Below are 19,262 nucleotides of genomic sequence, written 5' to 3'. Positions count from 1 at the left end.
CTCCTCAACCCAACACCTTGGCTTCGTTCTTCAGTTTGGCCACCAGCTCTTCCACCGACGCGACCTTGATACCGCCCTGACGCTCAGCAGGTGCTTCGACTTTCAACAGCTGTACATGGTTTTTGATCGTCACGCCGAGATCGGCCGGAGTCTTCACATCCAGCGGCTTTTTCTTGGCCTTCATGATGTTGGGCAGCGAGGCATAACGCGGCTCATTGAGACGCAGGTCCGTGGTCACCACGGCAGGCAGGTTGAGGTTGAGGGTTTGCAGGCCACCGTCGACTTCACGGGTGACGCTGACCTTGTCCCCGTCTACCACCACAGCAGAGGCGAAGGTTGCCTGAGGCATACCGGTCAGCGCCGCCAGCATCTGACCTGTCTGGTTGTTGTCGGAGTCGATGGCCTGCTTGCCAAGAATGACCAGACCGGGCTGCTCCTGCTCGACCAGCTTAGCCAGCAGCTTGGCAATATTGAGGGAGTCCAGGCCGTTAGCGGTATCGACCTGAATGGCGCGGTCAGCCCCCAGAGCCAGCGCAGTGCGCAGCTGTTCCTGACAGGCTTTATCACCGATAGAAACCACCACGATCTCAGTGGCCACGCCCTGCTCTTTCAGGCGTACCGCTTCTTCGACAGCGATTTCACAGAATGGATTGAGGGCCATTTTGACGTTGGCCAGATCAACATCGGTCTGATCTGCCTTGACCCGCACTTTGACGTTGTAGTCAATGACACGTTTGACTGCGACTAAGACTTTCATAGAGCCCCTTCTTATTCTTTAGCGTCAGCAAAGTGAGCCGGTGTGATGCGATGCCCGCGTGCTACTGCACAGAACGCGGTTAACGTGATCGCTCCATACTAGTGCGGCAGTCGCAGGGAACAATAACAAAAATGGCCAGTGTCACTGACAAAAGAAATCATCCCGCAACGGGTCTAACTGCCAGAGTAGCTGACATCCGGTCATTTAAGTGCAGAAAATAGCGCCACTGGCCACTATCACCACTCTTCAGTGATGGCAGCATGGCGCAGTGCAGAACCAGACACAGGAGAAAATCGGAAAGAGCACGTTGCTGATCAGCGCAGCATGAAATGACAATTTCGTTCATCGCTGCTCAGGGAGAAGAGCCGGTAGGGATTCCGGCCAGGGCGATTCTGGCAGCGCTTATACAAGCAACACTCAGGCAGACAGCGCTTATTCAGAGAGCACCCGCACCGTTACGGTCCGCCCCGCCAGCAGGCGTACCTTGGCGGCATCGTCCTTATCCAGCGCAATACGTACCGGCACCCGCTGCGCCAGTCGCACCCAGCTGAAGGTGGGGTTGATGTTGGCCAGCAGGTTAGAGCTGCTGCTGCGCTCCCGGTCCTCAATACCGGCTGCGATGCTTTCTACCCTGCCGTTCAGGGTCAGGTGATCACCCATGGGCACGATGCTGACCTTATCGCCGATATGGATGCGCTCCAGCTTGGTTTCTTCAAAATAGCCGTTGACGTAGTAGGAATCGGTATCCACCAGCGCGGCCACCGCCTTGCCAGCACTGACATAGTTACCGGGGCGCAGGGAGAAGTTGGTGACGATGCCATTGACCGCTGCCTTGACCACGGTACGCGCCAGATTGAGCTGGGCCAGCGCCAGTTCAGCCTCTGCCTCGGCATATTGCGCCTGCGCCGACAGATTGGCCGTGCTGACCTGATCCTTCTGCTGACGGGCCACCACCTGATTGCTCAGGCTGTCATAACGCGCCTGATCACGCCGTGCCTGCCCGAGCTGCGCCTCGGCACTTTTCAGTGCCGCTTCCGCCTGCTGCACCGCCAGCTGATAACGTTTCTGGTCGAGCACAAAGAGGACGTCGCCCGCCTTCACTTCCTGGTTATCCTTTACCACCACCTGATCCACCAGACCGGCCACATCAGGCGCCACCTCCACCACGTCGGCACGGATGCGGCCATCGCGAGTCCAGGGCGACTGCATGTAGTAGCTCCACAACTGCCAGGCACAGAGACAGGCCAACGCCACCACTACCAGCGTCAGAATGACGCGGATCACCGCCATAACCGTATTCATAGGCTCACCCCTTGTCGCACTACCCGGTCTACCACCCACAACAGCACCACATAACGGCCCAGATCAAACAGCGCCGGATGCCAGACCCATTTATACACACTGGTTTTTGCCAGCCCCCAGCCGAGCAGGCGGTGGAGAATGTAGGTAACCACCACCAGCACCAGCAGGCTGGGCACAAACACACCATAGATATCTGACTCACCGGTCATGGCTCGTCCACCTCTCGTCGATCATTGGCGGCCCCGCGCACGATGGTGTTCTACACCACCGTCGGCGCTGCCTGAGAATTCAGTTCCGCCTGCTGGATCAGCGCCAGACAGCGCTTCACCCCCACCAGCATCAGCATCGCCTGCCGCCGGCTGGAGGTAGCGGGCAGGTGCAGCAGCTGCTCCACCAGATGCTCGGCCAGACTGCCGTCCAGCAGGTGCGGGTCGGCTTTGCGCCCTTCGCCCTTGGCGGCGTAGTAGTCATGAATATTGCCCTGCAGTCGCTGCAGTTGACCCTGCATCATCGGCGGCAGTTCAGGATGCAGTCGCTGCAGGATGGTCAGGCGAGTGCCGAGGGCGCTTTCACCCCAGATGGTCTGGGCCGACGCCGTCAGCCGTGGCGCACTGGCCAGCCGGGCAGACAACAGCCCGATACGATCCAGCATGGTGCGGGTGAAGTGCTCAGCGGAATACAGATGCTCACCCCGCGCCGCCTCCGCCAGATCGCGCCAGCTGTGACGCAGTAAGCGCCAGGCACTGTGCTCGGCGGTCATGGCGCTGATAAAGCTGATCACCAGCGCCGGTAGCAGGAAGCCCAGCACCATGGCAGCGGCAGAATTGGCCAGTGCGGCCATGTCCAGTGTTGCGTTGTTGGTGATATTGAGCAGCATCGCCGTATTCACCAGAATCGGCAGCGCGGTCAGGGTATTGGCCGGATTGAACAGCATCGAGCCGAACCACAGGTACACCGGCGCCAACGCCAGCACCAGCAGCGGGAAGCCATCAATAGCGGGAAATACCCCGCAGACATAGATGAACACAAAGAACAGGCTGGCGACGGTATAGCGTACAAAGCTCAGCATGGCTGGCACCGGGTTGTCCATGGAGGCCAGAATGGAGGAGCCCACCGCCGCCATCATGGCGAAGGTGCTGCCCATGTTCCAGGCACTGACATACCAGAATGCGCAGGCCAGCCCGACACTGATCAGCGCCGCTACGCCTGAGCGCATGGCCGCCCCGCGGTCACGGTGCAGATCAAAACGCCCCTTGCTGTCACCCAACGGATAGCGGTCCATATCGATATTGCCGCTGCGGATATCCATCCACATCTGGCAGCACTGAGCATAGCGTTCAATGAAGGTGCGTAACGCCGTCAGCGCACTCAGCTCCATAGCCGTCAGCCAGGGCGTTTCACGCACGCACTCCTGCTCGACCGCACTGATACGCCGGATAAACTCGGCCGACCGGGTCAGATCACGACGATGGCTGGACTCCAGCCACTGCAGAATATCGTCCAGTAGCTCCCGCAGGGGTTGCGGCGCTTTCAGTTCCAGACTGCGCAGCTGATTGATCCGGTCGTTGATCTCGAGCAGCACCGGCAGCAGCAGCACCATCTGATGCTGTAGCGCCTGCAGCGGGCGGGTCATGCCGCGCAGGGAGGAAGGTTCATAGTTGAGATGAATGGCCAGACCATGCAGCTCGCTGATGGAGGCCGCCAGGCGTTTGACGTCTTCCACCACGCTGATGTCCCCTTTGTGCGGGGCCAGAATATCCCGTGCGGCCTTGCTCAGCGTAGCCAGTGCCCCATCAATACGGCCGGCCAGCACCGGGCCGATATGGCGGGGAAAGATCAAATGGCTGACCAGCGTCACACAGACAATACCCAGAATGATTTCTTCCATACGCGCCACAGCGGTAATGAATACCTGCTGCGGGTTATCCACCACCGGAAAGGCGATGATGGCGGCGGTATAGCCGGACAGCATGAAGAAGTAGCTGCGTGGTGTGCGGTCCTGCAGCGAGACAAACAGGCAAAAGCCTACCCAGCAGGCCATGGCCAGCGACATCAGCTCGGGCGAATTGACCAGCGTGGTGACGATGGCAATCGCCATGGCACCGCCGGCAACAGTGCCCAGAATACGGAAGATCCCCTTGGAGGCCACCGCGCCAGACAGTGGATTGGCAACGATGTACACCGTTGCCATGGCCCAGGCCGGACGCTCCAGACTCATTGCCAGTGAGATATACAAGGCCAGCATGGAGGCGATGAACATCTTGATGGCAAAGATCATGTTGTCTCTGGCGAAGTGAGCAGACAGCAAGGCTTTCAGCATAAGCGGTCCCAGAATCAGCACCATGAACGATAACGGCTGCCTCTGATCAGGGCAGACCCGGTACGCCACAGCTGAAGGAAAGAATGACTACACAATGACTATAGATGGCCGTCCGACAACTGCCCTTGAACCTGTGCACCATCGGCTGCGTATTGCCCGGGAACGTGTTCAGGATCTGCCGCGCCTTAGCCACGCTGGCCCGCCTATCTGCAAAGCGCCCGAAAAACCATTCACGCAACAATAAAATAGATTGAAACACAGACAGTTCAGTACGTGCGCAGCAAAGATACAGCAGTCCTGCATCATTGACCAACATCCACTCAGGAACGCGCAGATGCCTGTATGCAACACTCAACAGTGAAGGAAATGACGCAACACTGCGCAAGAAGATGAGGGCAATGGCAGCAGGCAGGCATAAAGAAGAAGCGCCAGATGAGCGGTCCATCTGGCGCTGAGCGACAACACAGACAGGTTACTCCCGGGCCTGCTGCAATGCCTCGATCCGCTCCTGCAAGCCAGGATGGGTGCTAAGCCAGACGGGCACCGCCCCTTCCTTTTTATCCGCCAGCAGCAGCCTGTACAGACTGGCCAACGCCTCGGTGTTGTGATCCTGCGTCCTCAGCACGCTGGCAGCAAAGGCATCGGCTTCGCGCTCATGGTCGCGGGAATAACTCATGGTCATCAGAAATACCCCGGCACCCGACAGCGTATCTGCCACGCCGCTGCCATCACCGATCATCATTGCTGCCGCCACCGACAGAATCGAACTCTGTACCAGTCGCGTCATCATGTGGTGGTGATAGAGATGCCCCAGCTCATGCAGCAAGACGCCCTGCAGCTGTCGGTCATTGCGCGCCAGCGCCACCATCTGGTCGGTCAGTACTACTGTCCCATCAGGCAGGGCAAAGGCATTCGGCCCCTGCTCGAAAGAGCGGAACACCAGCTTCGGTGGCACGCGGAACGCCATGTGTTGTTGCTGCAGCTCTGCCAGCAATTGCGCGAACGCCTGCTGCAGCTGTTGTTGTCGCTGCACCGTCAGCTGGGTTGGTGTGAAGCCCGCATGGTCCAGCACCACCTGCGTCTGCTTGCCCATCAGCTCGAGCACGCTGATGGGCACATGGGGCGCAATAGCCTGAGACAGCCAGGGCACCCCATAGCGGTAGACCGCAAAGCCGCTGACGACAGTGACAACCATCGCCAGCAGAATCCAGCGCAGACTACCCTCAAGGCGCTGCAACCAGGAACGACCGCGTAACTGATGCAACAGCTGATTGAAGGCGGGCACATCCTGCGGAGTGAAAATCCAGCCATCGCTGAACGTCAGGGTTCTGGGCAGCGAGCCCAGATCGTCCGACACCTGCACCGCACGCCAGCCACACTCCGCACTCTTCACCTCACTATGCAGGGCAAGCGCGTGCTGATCGCAGTGCAGCTGCGCCGGATGCCGGGCAGCAGCTCCCGGCTCCAGCAGATGACCACTGACCACATACATGATCAGAAGGCACCGACTTCAATATTGAAGGCATTGCTCAGCTCATCGGCAATGGCCACCTGCCCCTGTCCGGCACTGCCATGAACCTGCTGCAGCGACAGATCACCCTGCACCGCCAGCGCTTCGCTGACATAGCGAACACTGCGTACACGAACCCACGGATAGGCCAGCCCCAGCGTGCAGACAGTCAGCAGCACATTGGTCAGCACCAGACCGACATAGCCCCAGACGGGCATCCGTGAAGACAGTGCCAGATCCGCCACCCGGGTCTGTGACAGCACATAGTTATGCACCCGCGCACGGCTGTAGCTGCTGATGATCACCCCCACCAGCGCGAAGGCAACGTAGCAGACGATCATCAGAGTATAGATGTCGGCAACCGACTCAGTGCCTCCGGTTGTCAGGCTGGACAAACTGCTCAGGGAGAACACCCCGGTCACCCCCAGCACGGCCAGTAGCACCGCCACTAGCACCACAAACACCAGTGCTGCAGCCAGAGCAATCCTGAGAAACTGCCCTTGCTGGATCTCGGCAGAAAAGGCCTGATTGCCGTACCAGTAGTTATTCATGATGTATCGGTGCAAAGCGGCAGTGACCCAGGCATAGGCCCATACCATGGCGGCCAGACCGACAATGCTGCCCAGCACGATAGCCAGTATCAGAGTACGTGGATTAAAAAAAATCACTCCAACGATGCCAACGACAACGCTGACCGCCAGATAGCCCAGCAGTGGGTAGAAAAACATTACCTTGTATGCCTCCACATAGCCGCCCTTGAAGTCAAAGCAGACATTACGGAAACGCGACATACGGGCATCAAAGCGCAGATTGCGTACCGCCAGCACGGGAATAAAGCAGACAAAGATCAGGGCCACTACTCCGGCGACCACGGGCTGCAGGTTATTGAGCAGGCTCCAGCAGGCCAGAGCAGCGACCGCGATAATACGTCCGATCAGAATCTGCATCGGCGTCGCCAGATACTCAAAATGATCACCCGCCAGCTGGGTGTTGCCGTAAAAATAGCGTTTGCTGCGCACCTTGGCCCAGGCCGAGTAAATACCCAGTGTGATGATCGACAGCAGCACATTCACAATCCAGATACCGAAATATTCTTTGCCGGTACCTTTGAAGCGGAGGCCATGGGTCGAGGGAGGGGTAAGAGTCGCGTCGTGATTGGTCACTTGAGGTTCCATCCGTGATTGACGAAGCCAACATTTAACCAAAAATAAACAAAATCTTACAAACTGTATTTTTATGAACCAAAGCTTTTTATTTTGTATGACGCATCACGTGAAGGATGCATGCCTATAGCACCGGCATTCATGCAGAAACCGGTGCTATGTGTGCTGATGATAAGAGAGGAGTTACTTCGCTGAACGCTGGGCAAAGGCAGCAAAAGCGGCCTGCGCTTCCCGGGAGAACAGGCGTTGCTTGAACAGCTGCCCTTCAGACTCGATCACTGCGGACACGGTATCGGCCTGCGCCCCCTTGAGCATCTGCTTGCTCAGACGCACGGCCTGAGGCGGCAGCTGGCAGATCTGCTCCAGCACCGCTTCTGCCGCAGGCAACAACTGCTCTGCGGACACTACCTGATTGACGATCCCCAGCTGCGCAGCCCGCTCGGCATCAATGCCATTGCCCAGTACCAGCAGCTCGAACGCCAGACGCTGGCCCAGCAGTTGCGGGATCAGCAAACTGGTGCAGCCTTCCGGCACCAGCCCCAGACGCACGAACGGCATCTGCAGACGGGCACCGTTGCTGGCCAGCACATAGTCACAATGCAGCAACAGGGAGGTGCCGATGCCGATGGCAAGGCCATTGACCGCAGCCACGACCGGCACCGGGCAGGCTGCCAGCGCCTGAAGAAAGTCCAGCGGGATGCGAATGTCGTCGGAGTCCCGGCTGGCTGCGGCCACGAAGTCGCCAATGTCATTACCGCTGGTAAAGCTGTCAGCGCAACCGCTGATCAGCACCGCCCGCACATCCTCATCGGCCGCCTGCAGCAGCGCGCTGGTCATGGCCTGATACATGGCAAAGGTCAGCGCATTCTTTTTATCCGGGCGATTGAGCTGGATGCGAACGATACCGGCTTCCCGGCTGACACAGATCTGGTCACTCATAGCGCCGCTCCTTCTGCGATACCTTCGCCTGCCGCCACACCATAGCGCTGACTGAGACGGCTAAAGCGCTCGCCTGCCGCCTGATATTCGTCCTGCAGCCGCTGCACCAGCTCTGCTACGGTCGGCACATCGTGAATATTGGCCACCCCCTGTCCGGCTGACCAGATGGTCTTCCAGGCCTTGGCGCCCTCTTTGGGTGCCTGCAGCTCCTTGCCAAAATCGATGTCTTTCTTCGGCGCCAGATTGTCCGGGTCGAGCCCGGCTGCCACCAGACTGGGGCGCAGGAAATTGGCCGGGACGCCGGAGATTTCCGGGGTGTAGACAATATCGCCGGCAGCCGCATCAACGATCATGTCCTTGTACTCGTCCGCCGCCTGACTTTCGCGGGTGTTGATAAAGCGCGTGCCCATGTAGGCCAGATCAGCGCCCAGCATCTGTGCCGTGGCGATATCCTGACCGCTGGACAGGCAGCCCGACAGGATGACGGTTTTGTCGAAGAACTGGCGAATCTCACCTACCAGCGCGAAGGGGCTGAGGGTGCCCGCATGACCACCGGCTCCGGCACAGACCGCAATCAGACCATCAACGCCTGCTGACGCCGCCTTTTTCGCATGGCGCACATTGATCACATCATGGAACACCACACCACCGTAATCATGCACGGCATCAACCAGCTCGGCGACTGCCCCCAGAGAGGTAATGATCAGCGGCACTTGGTATTTGGCACACAGCGCCAGATCAGCCTGCAAACGCGGGTTGCTTTGATGCACGATGAGGTTGACGCCAAAGGGGGCGGCCTTGCGGCCCGTGCTGGCTTCAAATTCATCCAGCGCCGAGCGGATGGTCTGCAACCACTCCTCAAACCCTTCACTGCTGCGCTGATTGAGCGCCGGGAAGGTGCCAATCACACCCGCCTTGCAGGCTTCTATCACCAGTTCAGGGCCCGAGACCAGAAACATCGGGGCTGAAATCAGCGGCAGGGCCAGGTGTTGAAATGCGTCAGGCAGGGCCATCGGAAATCTCCTTAGTCGCTTGTTGATTTTGTCGTTCCGTGGACTGACGGGCAGTGCGTCCACGCTAGCAGATGCGCATGGGCAACCCTGTCCAGAAACGGGTTCACGAAGGTGCGAACCTGCGCCGGGTGGCCGGCGCACTGCAGATCGTGTTGATGACAAGCGTGGAGCGCCGCTGGCGGCCACGCCTGTCAGGTGTTCTGTTCGGCTTCGATAAAGCGGTGGGGGATAAAACGTCTAACGGCTTCGCCATTTTCCGACCAGCTGTAGCAGGTGTTGACCAGACCATTGCCGGATGACTTGCCATCACCGCCTTCCTGCAACTGCTGGCGTGCATGCCAGGTAGTCTGAAACGCCGTGGTCGCCATCGGTACCAGCAGTTCGCTGATATGGGTACAGCCCTGCACGCCCCCTACCCGCTCTTTCATGACCCGGCTCCAGCCCTTGCCGATACGGGTGCCCACCAACTGCTGATAGGAGTCACTGATATTGGGGCAGCCATCAAAAGGCGAGGAGGCAATCTCCACTTCGATGGCATGGATCAGCAGATCCAGATCCACCGTCATTCTTACCCGCATCAGGTGGAAGGGCTCACCGGCGGCAACGCGCCCGGCAGAACGGCCGGGGCTCGGGGTTTCATCGGTCTTGATGTCCTGCATCGAGCCTTCGATATCCCACAGACCGTCCTCACGCAAAAATCCCTGGCAACGAACATCACGGGTATGCATCAGTCGCCGCGGCGCGGCTTGCGACAACGCCATAAATTTTCTCCCAAAGCTGCTGCCCGCCCCTTCTGCTCAAGCAGCATGACCCCGGCTTCCAGAGGAAGACCTGTCGGGACTGACCGGGAGGTAAGGTGACGGGCGATCAATAATCAACTGGCGATACGTTGCTGATCAGAGTCACGCAATGCTCGCCGCAGGATCTTGCCCACGTTGGACTTGGGCAATTCATCCCGGAAGACTATCTGCTTAGGCACCTTATAGCGAGTGAGGCGCTCCAAACAGAATGTTCTCAGCACTTCCTCGTTCAGGGTCGGATTGCGTCGCACCACAAAGACCTTGATGGCTTCGCCACTCTTTTCATCCGGTATACCCACGGCCGCGCATTCGACCACATCGGGATGCTCCATCAATGCATCTTCAACTTCATTGGGGTACACGTTGAAACCGGACACGATGATCATGTCCTTGCGGCGATCAACGATGCGCAGGAAGCCGTCCTCCTGCCGCACCGCAATGTCGCCGGTGCGGATATAACCTTCCGCCGTCAGCACGTTGGCGGTTTCTTCCGGCCGCTGCCAGTAGCCCTTCATCACCTGAGGGCCACGCACACACAGCTCACCGGGCATCCCCGGCAGCACATCGCGGCCATCGTTGTCGAGCAGGCGGCAGTCAGTCCACTCTACCGGCAGACCAATGGTGCCCAGCTGATTGTTGTCGGGCGGATTGAAGCTGACGACCGGTGAGGTTTCAGTCAGGCCATAGCCTTCCAGAATCGGGCAGCCGGTGATGCTCTGCCAGCGCTCGGCCACCGCATGGGACAGCGCCATGCCACCGGAGGACGTCAGCACCAGCCGGGAAAAGTCCAGCTGGCGGAATTCGTCGTTGTCACACAGCGCGACAAACAGGGTGTTGAGACCGACGAAGCCCTGGATGTGCCACTTTTTCAGCTCTTTGACGAAACCGGCAATATCGCGCGGGTTGGTGATCAGCAGGCTGTGGTGCCCCGCCGAGCCGAGTGACATGCAGTGCATGGTAAAGGCGTAGATATGGTACAGCGGCAGCGGCGCGACAAAGGTCATGGAGCTGTCGGTCAGGACGCTGCGGAGGCGGGCCTTGACCTGGCTCATGTTGGCAATCAGGTTGTCATGGGTCAGCATCGCCCCCTTGGCCACGCCAGTAGTACCGCCGGTGTATTGCAGCATGACGGTGTCATGGCGATTGACTTTGACCTCACTCCACGCCTGACCTGCGCCTTTATTCAGTGCCTCACGCAGAGGCACCTCGTTAGGCAGGTGATAGGGAGGCTGCATTTTCTTGACGTACTTCACCGCCGCATTGAGCAGCGCCCGCTTGGGCCAGGGGTGCAGATCACCAATTTCGGTGGTGATGACATGACGAATGCGGGTACCCGCCAGAATCGGTTCGGCCTTGCTGGCCATGCAGCGATGAATCACCAGTGCCCTGGCACCGCTGTCGGCAAACTGGTGCTGCATCTCTGTCGAGGTATACAGCGGGTTGGTATTAACCACGATCAGCCCCGCCCGCATGGCACCCAGCAATACCACCGGATACTGCAGCAGGTTAGGCAGCTGGATAGCAATGCGATCACCGGGTTTGAGGTCGGTATGATGCTGAATGTAGGACGCGAAGTTACCCGCCAGCCGGTCCCATTCGGCATAGCTCAGGGCATGACCGAAGCAGGTATAGGCCGGGCGCTCGGCATACTTCTTACAGGCATGGTTCAGCACCTCGGGAATGGACTGATATCCCTCCGGATTCGGCCATTCAGCGGGCTGCACCGTCACTGCGGTCGCGGCAGCGTTCATCACATTGTCTCCAACTTATTCTTATAAGAGACGAGCTCGGCAAAGCCCTTCTTGGGCTTTACCGCCCGACGACTGTTTTGGCCTGAGGTGGCAGCTCAGGCCAGTCTAAGAACGTGCTCAGTCGAGGGGAAACAGGTTGTTGAGTTTGGTTGCCAGCATGATGTTACCGTCGGCACGAATGCGGCCGGTCATAAAGGCCTGCATGCCGTCCAGCTCACCGGTCATCACCTGCTGCAGGGTATCGCTATCCATGATCAGGGTAACGGTGGGATCATCATGCTCACCGTCCACCACCTGGCAGGTCTGGTTTTCGATCACGATATGGGTGGTATCACCATCGGTCAGCTCGAACTGGAACACAGCATCCAGACCGGCTGCGGCCTGGGCATTGAAACGGCTCTGCATGGACTGAAACAGGGCGGCGATAGCAGACATGGAGGTATCCTCGTGGTAACGGTCATTATTATTAGGAGTATCGGTCAGCGTAGCGGGCATACTGGTCATGGCTTCCACCGCCAGCATTTCCGGCGTGATGGCAACAGCTGCCGGGCTGGGTTCGACAACAATCTCCGCTACGGCTGCCGCGGGTTCCACCTTGAGCGCGGCCGTACGCGCCTGTCTGGTGGCATAGGCGCGCTGCTGAGAGGCCAGCAGGCGCTGCACCAGCCAACGGCCAACGGCATTGCCCATCAGCCCCTGCACCAGCGCCGGATTGGCCGCGGCCTTTTTCATCAATCGCTTCACTGCAATGCCCATCCGGCGTCCGCTGAGCCCCCACTGCGGCTGAGATCGCAGGCAGCAGGGGTTAGGTTGTGACATTAACTGCCGTCAGATCGTGAACGGCGCCTCAGAACTGGAACAGCTCTGAATCCAACGCCATGATCGGCGCCGCACCGGCCTGCATGCAGGCTACATGGGCACGGGTGCGGGGCAGGATGCGCTTGAAGTAGAACTCGGCAGTCGCCACTTTGGCCTGATAGAACCCGGCCTCATCGCTGCCTGCTGCCAGCGCTTCGTTGGCCACTTTGGCCATCCGCGCCCACAGATAACCCAGTACGACGTAACCTGAGTACATCAGATATTCAACTGACGCGGCACCGACCTCATCACGGTTTTTCATGGCGGCCATACCGATCTGCAGGGTCAGCTCGCCCCACTCCTTGTTCAGTTTAGCCAGCTCCTGCACGTACGGCTTGAGCTGTTCGTTGCCTTCTTCAGCCTGACAGAACTTGTGCACCATCTTGGTAAAGCGTTTCAGGGTTTCACCCTGTGTCATCAGCACCTTGCGGCCCAGCAGGTCGAGCGCCTGAATCTGGGTGGTGCCTTCGTACAGCATGGAAATACGGCTGTCGCGTACGTTCTGCTCCATGCCCCACTCGGCGATAAAGCCATGGCCACCGTAAATCTGCACACCATGGTTGGCAGCTTCATAGCCCACTTCGGTGAGGAAGGCTTTAGCGATGGGGGTCAGCAGTGCCAGCAGCTCATCCGCTTCTTTCTTTTCGGCATCGTCGGTGCTGAGTTTGACCTTGTCCACCAGCGTAGAGCAGAAGTAGATCAGTGCCCGGCCACCTTCGGAGAAGGCTTTCTGGATCAGCAGCATCTTGCGCACTTCTGGATGCACGATGATGGGATCCGCCGCTTTCTCTGGTGCAGCAGGACCATTCAGTGCCCGCATCTGCAGACGTTCTCTGGCGTAAGGCAGGGAGTTCTGGAACGCCCACTCGGCATGGGCCAGCCCCTGCAGGGCAGTACCCAGACGAGCGGTGTTCATAAAGGTGAACATGCAGTTCAGACCTTTGTTGGCCGGGCCGATCAGATAACCGGTGGCCGCATCAAAGTTCATCACGCAGGTAGCGTTACCGTGGATACCCATCTTGTGCTCGATGGAACCGCAGCTGACGGCATTGCGTTCACCGATACCGCCATCAGTGGTCGGCATGAACTTGGGTACGATAAACAGGGAAATGCCCTTGGTGCCAGCAGGGGCATCGGGCAGGCGGGCCAGCACAATGTGGACGATGTTGTCGGCCATGTCATGCTCACCGGCAGAGATGAAAATCTTGGTGCCACTGATCTTGTAGCTGCCATCCGCCTGAGGTTCAGCTTTGGTGCGCAGCAGACCGAGGTCGGTACCGCAGTGAGGTTCGGTCAGGCACATGGTGCCGGTCCACTCGCCGGACACCAGCTTGGTCAGATAGGTATGTTTCTGTTCATCCGTACCGTGGGCTTCCAGCGTATTCATGGCGCCGTGAGACAGGCCTGGGTACATGCTCCACGACCAGTTGGCAGTGCCGGTCATCTCATTGACGAACAGGCCAAGTGATTCAGGCAAGCCCTGACCACCGTGTTCGGGGGAGTGAGCCAGTGAAGGCCAGCCGCCTTCAACATATTGCTGGTAGGCTTCCTTGAACCCCGTGGGCGTGGTGACAGTACCGTTATCGAACGTACAGCCTTCACGGTCACCTACCTGATTGAGCGGTGCCAGCACGCGCTCGGAGAACTTGGCGCCCTCCTCCAGAATGGCAGTAATCATGTCAGGTGTGGCTTCTTCGCAGCCAGGCAACGCAGCGTAGTGCTTGTCGATACCCAGGACTTCGAAGAGGGTGAATTGCATATCACGTAATGGCGCTTTGTAACCAGGCATAGTAACCCTACCTCGATTGTTCTTGTTGTAAGTCGCTCTGCCACCCCGCCTCCTGCTGGAGACACTGCCGGGCTACCAATGGCGACTACCTCTGGCATGGGGTACAGAATCCTGCAATTGACACATCCTGCTCAATAACAAAACGAACCATATTCGCTAACAAAAAATATCAGCCGGTGCAGGCAGTGGCTCGTCAGCAGGCATGAAGCGGACTCTATGAGTTATGCCTGCGAAACAGCGCAAAGCAAGATGAGTACTGACATAAGCAGCGGACAGAATGTGCAAGTGATGAGTGTCTGGAGACAGGGTGACAAGCGCTGTCAGCGCCTGAGTCAGGCACTGACATGCTTTGCACTGAAAGAAGGGTTAGCGGAACTGCACAGAAAGCGAAGAGGATATCAACCTTCCAGCAGGGTCAGTGCCGCTTCGCCGTTGTCAGGTTGCAGCACCAGCACATCACTGTGGATGGCATCCAGAATACGCTCGGCCGTGTTACCCAGCAGCGCCCCGATAAATTGTGAGCGTGCGACGGTACCCAGCACCACGACCGCATAGCTGTCTTCCCCCGCAATCTTGGGAATCCAGTGCTCGGCCGGCCCCTCACCGATGTGCATGACGGCAGGCGCTGGAACCAGACTGGCGCTCTGGCCTATACAGGCCTGTCGCCACTGGCTCTCCAGCTGCTGCGCGGTTAGCTCATCCGGGTTGCCTCCCTGCAAGGGCGGCGGAAAAGCGGATACCAGATGCAGCTGGCCTTCGATACTGCGCGTTACCAGAGCCGCTAGTTGCAAAATGCCCTGATTGAGCAGGCGATGGCGCTCGCTCTGTGGCTGCCCTTCAATAGCCGCCAGCACCTTGCCGCCCTGCCAGCGAATATCACGCTTGACCAGCAGCACCGGACAGGGGCACTGGCGCAGCAGCTGCCAGTCAGCAGGAGCACGCCAGGACAGCTGCGAATGACGCGGATCACACTCCTTCACCACCAGTCCGGCCTGCAGACGACTCTGGGCACGCAGCACAGCATCAGCCAGATCAGGATCAGCATCGGCTTCAATGCAGATATCCTGACCGGCCGCACTGAAGGCCGCCAGCTCCGACTCAAGCCAGGCCTGTCGCTCCAGGCGCTGCGCCTCGGTACCGGCCACCAGCACTGCCAGCCGGCAATGCAGGCGCTCGGCGATCAAGCGGCCACGCTCCAGGGCAATGGTTTCCTGCTCGTGGGCGCGCAATACCACCAGTACAGTCTTACTTAACGACATGGCCCACCTCCCGCCCCGCATGGTCTGCTTTGCTCTGTTTGATTTCATCACCGTAGTGAACGCGCACTACACTGGCTTCGGCTTCCTCAGTACGTCGTGGCTCGACCGGGGGTTCCACGACTACCGGCCGCTTCAGCAGGCACACCAGCGCAGGCAGGAAGATCAGCGCACCGAGCATGTTCCACAGGAACATGAAGGTCAGCAGCACGCCCATGTCGGCCTGGAATTTAATCGGCGACCAGATCCAGATGCCCACGCCAATGGCCAGTGTCAGCCCGGTGAAAGCAACGGATTTACCTGTGCTTTTCAGAGTCAGCAGATAGGCCTTCGGCAATGCCATTCCCTGCACCAGATAGGTGTTCAGGCGTGAATAGATATAGATACCGTAATCCACCCCGATACCCACCCCAAGGGCGATGACCGGCAGTGTGGCGACCTTGACACCGATACCGAGTTTAGCCATCAGCGCCTGACAGAGTACCGAGGTCAGGCCCAGCGGCAGCAGTATGCACAGCACCGTGGTCAGCGAGCGGAAGGTGAGCAGGCAGAGCAGCCCGACCACCGCATAAACCCAGGCCAGCATGGCGTACTGAGCGGTGCCAATCACTTCATTGGTGGCGGCCTCAATGCCTGAGTTACCGGCCGCCAGCACAAACCTGAGCGTGTCGCTGTTGTTGTCGGCAGCAAAGCGTTTGACCGCATCGACAACCCCCCGCAGCGTGTCCGCCTTATGGTCATCAAGGAAGATGATGACCGGCACCAGCGAACACTCGGCATCCATCAGACCGGGGGGCACAAAGCTCAGACTGGAGTTGATCATGTACTGGTTGCGGGTCAGGGTGCGCCATTTCAGGCTGCCCTCGTTCATCCCGGCAATCGTCATCCTGGCCACATTGGCCAGCGATACGCTGGATTGCACACCGGCGACGTTGTCGATATAGCCCTGGAAGCGGTCGATCATGGCCAGATTGGCGTAGCTCGAACACTGTTCAGGTTTCGTTTCCGCCATCACCACAAACACATCACTGCTGGATGAGTAGTGTTCATTGATAAAGGCGTTGTCGAGGTTGTAGCGTGAGTCAGCGCGCAGCTCCGGCGCCCCCTTCTCCAGATCACCAATCTGCAGATCCTGCCCGGCATAAAAACCATAGGCGGTTGCCGCTATACCCAGTGTCACGGCCACGATCGCACCTCGAGGCTTGGCGAACCAAGTGAACGGTGCCCAGAAGCGGTCCTGATACTGTTCGCGGCGGCGCTGATGCTGCAGCGCCTTTTCACCCACACCGGTGTAGGACATCAGCACGGGCAACAGCAGCAGATTGGTGAGAATGATCACCGCCACGCCGATACTGGCTGCCACCGCCAGCTCCTTGATGACCTGAATATCGATCACTATCAGCGTCACAAAGCCGATGCCGTCGCTGAGCAGCGCTACCATGCCGGGAATAAACAGACTGCGGAAGGCACGCCGTGCGGCGGTTAGTTTGTCAGCACCGTTGATGCTTTCATGGGTCAGCCCATTGACGATCTGCACGCCATGACTGACGCCGATGGCAAATACCAGAAACGGCACCAGCATCGAATAGGGGTCCAGCCCGAGACCCAGCTGATTGAGCAACCCCAGCTGCCACACCACCGCCACCAGTGACGTCAGCAGCGGCACCAGGGTGCAGGACAGAGAGCGGGAATAGATAAACAGCAGCACCAGCGTGATGCCAATGGCCACCAGGAAGAACAAGGCCACCTGACTGGCGCCATCGATCAGATCACCCACCGCCTTGGCAAAACCGGTGATATGGATCGCCACATGCTCGTTCTGGTACTTGTCTCGTACCAGTTTCTCCAGCGCGGCGGAGAACGCCTGAAAGTCAAGTCGCTTGCCGGTATCCGGATTGATGTCCAGCAGTGGCACCTGAATGATGCTGGATTTGAAATCGTTCGCCACCAGCACACCGACCTGCCCGGAGCGCAGGATATTCTGCCGCACCTGTTCCAGACTGGCCGCGGAGCCATCGTAGTTTGCCGGGATAACCGGGCCGCCGGCAAAGCCGTCTTCGGTCACTTCGGTCCAGCGCACGTTGGGTGTCCAGATTGACTTCATGCCGGAGCGATCAACACCGGGCAGAAAGAACAGCTCATCGGATATCTTGTGCAGCACATCCTGATAGTCCTTGCTGAAGATATCGCCGTCTCTGGCTTCCACTGCAACACGAATGGAGTTACCCAGCCCTGACAGCGACTCACGGTGTTTGAGGTAATTGATGACGTAAGGATGATCGCTGGGAATCATCTTGAGAAAGCTGGCATCAGTGCGGATATGAGCCGCCTGCCAGCCCAGCCACAAGGTGGCCAGTGCAAACAGCAACAGCACCCCCAGCCGACGGAAAAACAGCACCCGCTCCAGCACACTTTCCAGTGCCGCGACAGGGCGGAGCAGCAGATTGAAAATCTTCATCACAGCAGGCTCCTCAGGGCTGGGTACGGGCAATGCGGGTCAGGCCACCTTCACCACCCACCACCCAGTAACCGGGGACGGCAGCGATGGCGCTGTGAGCACGACGACCAGGCAAAGTGGTCGTGGCCAGGGGTTGTCCAGGCTGGCCGCTGATCAGCAAGCCGCTGTTACCGACAATCGCCAGCTGGCCATCACTGAACAGCCCGGCATTGGTGGTCAGCTCCGTATCCAGTTTGACCGGCTGCCAGGAATCTCCCTGATCCTCGCTGACAAAAACATGCCCGCGCAAGCCAAGCAGATAGGCATCAGCCCCCGCAGAGAGCAAACCAAAGTAGGAACCTTCATAGGGGCTGTCGAGACGCTGCCAGCTGCTACCCTGATCATCCGAACTCATCAGCAGGCCGGCCTCACCGGCCAGCAGCAGCCGTCCGGAATCCAGACGCACCAGGGCGTTGTAGTGATTGTGATCGGGGTTATCCATCTGCGACTGCCAGGAGTGCCAGCGCTTGCCACCATCTTCAGTCCGCGCAATCTGTCCATAGGCGCCTACCACCATGCCTATTTCAGGGGTCACAAACAGCACGTCCAGCAACGGATTACCGGGACCATCACTGACGGCGGCCCTGGCATCATCCAACGCGGCTTCTGCATCTTCCAGCGCGGTCTGCAGGTCAGCGGCATCATTACCGGCATCTGCGGCCGTTTGCTCAGTCTGCGGATTGTCCCCGGTACTGACCATTGCGCTCACCTGATTACTCTGGCTGGCCGCCAGCTCTGTCTGCAGCCTGGCCACCTGTTGCTGCCAGTCTTCCACCGCCAGCTGATTCAGCTGATTGCCGTCCAGCACCTTGCGCCAGCTGGCACCCGCATCGTCGCTCTGCAGCACCACGCCATCATGACCCACAGCCCAGCCAAGCTTGTCAGTGCTGAAGGTGACCGCGGTCAGCATCACACTGACGGGCACCCGAGCCTGCTGCCAGTGCAGTCCCTGATCATCAGAAAAGAGGATATTGCCCCGCTCGCCCACGCTTATCAGTCGTGAACCGGCCCTGGCCATATCAACCTGCAGTGAATGCTCAGCGTGGCTGGCGGGTAAGGCCGGCATAGTGAGCAGATCATTGCCGGCCTGCGCCGCTGCGGTCAGGCTCAACCCCAGGGCCAGCAGCACGCACTGTCCGGCACGCCACCCCGGTTTCCCGGTTCGTTTCGGCTTCATAGCACCCTCGTTGTTATGCTTATTATCAGGAGTAAAAAAGTGAAGCTGCCCTGTGCCAGTCAACACAGAACAGCTATCAAAACGTGTTCTAAAGCACCAGCACGCCCCTCAGGCACCACTGGATGACGAT

At 58.9% G+C, this 19,262-nt stretch carries 16 protein-coding genes; all 16 read right to left on the bottom strand.

Translation table 11 applies throughout. The annotated features are described in order from the left end of the window. Nucleotides 1–4: 4 nt before the first annotated feature. Nucleotides 5–757: an electron transfer flavoprotein subunit beta/FixA family protein gene (locus tag WH50_RS01360; RefSeq protein WP_110185700.1), complete on the bottom strand. Its 753-nt coding sequence runs from the start codon at nucleotides 755–757 to the stop codon at nucleotides 5–7. Nucleotides 758–1,189: 432 nt separating this feature from the next. Further along, entirely contained in the window at nucleotides 1,190–2,059 is an 870-nt protein-coding gene (locus tag WH50_RS01355; protein ID WP_110185699.1) for an efflux RND transporter periplasmic adaptor subunit, read from the bottom strand. Continuing rightward, the gene (locus WH50_RS01350; RefSeq protein ID WP_110185698.1) at nucleotides 2,056–2,268 is read right to left on the bottom strand and encodes a DUF1656 domain-containing protein; all 213 of its coding nucleotides are present in this window, start codon (nucleotides 2,266–2,268) and stop codon (nucleotides 2,056–2,058) included. The genes WH50_RS01355 and WH50_RS01350 overlap by 4 nt, the downstream gene beginning before the upstream one ends. 50 nt (nucleotides 2,269–2,318) lie before the next feature. Beyond that, nucleotides 2,319–4,379, bottom strand: a complete 2,061-nt coding sequence (locus WH50_RS01345; RefSeq protein WP_165838265.1) for an FUSC family protein — start codon at nucleotides 4,377–4,379, stop codon at nucleotides 2,319–2,321. Between the two features lie 46 nt (nucleotides 4,380–4,425). Continuing rightward, nucleotides 4,426–4,824, bottom strand: a complete 399-nt coding sequence (locus WH50_RS26020) for a hypothetical protein (protein WP_133251212.1) — start codon at nucleotides 4,822–4,824, stop codon at nucleotides 4,426–4,428. A 27-nt stretch (nucleotides 4,825–4,851) separates the two neighbouring features. After that, nucleotides 4,852–5,871 (bottom strand): M48 family metallopeptidase, encoded by a 1,020-nt coding sequence (locus WH50_RS01340; protein WP_110185696.1) that lies wholly within the window; start codon nucleotides 5,869–5,871, stop codon nucleotides 4,852–4,854. A 2-nt stretch (nucleotides 5,872–5,873) separates the two neighbouring features. Then, nucleotides 5,874–7,052: a YjgN family protein gene (locus WH50_RS01335; protein WP_165838264.1), complete on the bottom strand. Its 1,179-nt coding sequence runs from the start codon at nucleotides 7,050–7,052 to the stop codon at nucleotides 5,874–5,876. A 183-nt stretch (nucleotides 7,053–7,235) separates the two neighbouring features. Beyond that, a complete protein-coding gene (locus WH50_RS01330; RefSeq protein ID WP_110185694.1) occupies nucleotides 7,236–7,991 on the bottom strand; it encodes an enoyl-CoA hydratase/isomerase family protein in 756 nt (251 codons plus the stop codon). Continuing rightward, nucleotides 7,988–9,004 (bottom strand): NAD(P)H-dependent flavin oxidoreductase, encoded by a 1,017-nt coding sequence (locus WH50_RS01325; RefSeq protein WP_110185693.1) that lies wholly within the window; start codon nucleotides 9,002–9,004, stop codon nucleotides 7,988–7,990. Before WH50_RS01325 ends, WH50_RS01330 begins: the two co-directional genes overlap by 4 nt. 191 nt (nucleotides 9,005–9,195) lie before the next feature. Beyond that, nucleotides 9,196–9,765 (bottom strand): DUF2889 domain-containing protein, encoded by a 570-nt coding sequence (locus tag WH50_RS01320; RefSeq protein WP_110185692.1) that lies wholly within the window; start codon nucleotides 9,763–9,765, stop codon nucleotides 9,196–9,198. A gap of 113 nt (nucleotides 9,766–9,878) precedes the next feature. Continuing rightward, complete coding sequence (locus tag WH50_RS01315; RefSeq protein ID WP_110185691.1) at nucleotides 9,879–11,555, bottom strand: AMP-binding protein; 1,677 nt, start codon at nucleotides 11,553–11,555, stop codon at nucleotides 9,879–9,881. Nucleotides 11,556–11,672: 117 nt separating this feature from the next. Next, on the bottom strand, nucleotides 11,673–12,287 hold the full coding sequence (locus WH50_RS27210; protein WP_341476816.1) for an SCP2 sterol-binding domain-containing protein: 615 nt from the start codon (nucleotides 12,285–12,287) through the stop codon (nucleotides 11,673–11,675). Between the two features lie 115 nt (nucleotides 12,288–12,402). Then, nucleotides 12,403–14,202: an acyl-CoA dehydrogenase C-terminal domain-containing protein gene (locus WH50_RS01305; protein ID WP_110185690.1), complete on the bottom strand. Its 1,800-nt coding sequence runs from the start codon at nucleotides 14,200–14,202 to the stop codon at nucleotides 12,403–12,405. A gap of 398 nt (nucleotides 14,203–14,600) precedes the next feature. After that, entirely contained in the window at nucleotides 14,601–15,461 is an 861-nt protein-coding gene (locus WH50_RS01300) for a universal stress protein (protein WP_165838263.1), read from the bottom strand. Beyond that, nucleotides 15,448–17,916, bottom strand: coding sequence for an efflux RND transporter permease subunit (locus WH50_RS01295; RefSeq protein WP_110185688.1), 2,469 nt, complete (start codon nucleotides 17,914–17,916; stop codon nucleotides 15,448–15,450). The genes WH50_RS01300 and WH50_RS01295 overlap by 14 nt, the downstream gene beginning before the upstream one ends. A 13-nt stretch (nucleotides 17,917–17,929) precedes the next feature. Then, the gene (locus WH50_RS01290; protein ID WP_110185687.1) at nucleotides 17,930–19,132 is read right to left on the bottom strand and encodes a WD40/YVTN/BNR-like repeat-containing protein; all 1,203 of its coding nucleotides are present in this window, start codon (nucleotides 19,130–19,132) and stop codon (nucleotides 17,930–17,932) included. Nucleotides 19,133–19,262 lie beyond the last annotated feature (130 nt).

It is taken from the genome of Pokkaliibacter plantistimulans, from assembly GCF_003194385.1.
In the GTDB taxonomy this organism is placed as follows: Bacteria; Pseudomonadota; Gammaproteobacteria; order Pseudomonadales; family Balneatricaceae; genus Pokkaliibacter; species Pokkaliibacter plantistimulans.
The sequence above is the reverse complement of the archived record's forward strand: the minus strand, read 5'-3'. Positions and strand labels throughout refer to the sequence as shown.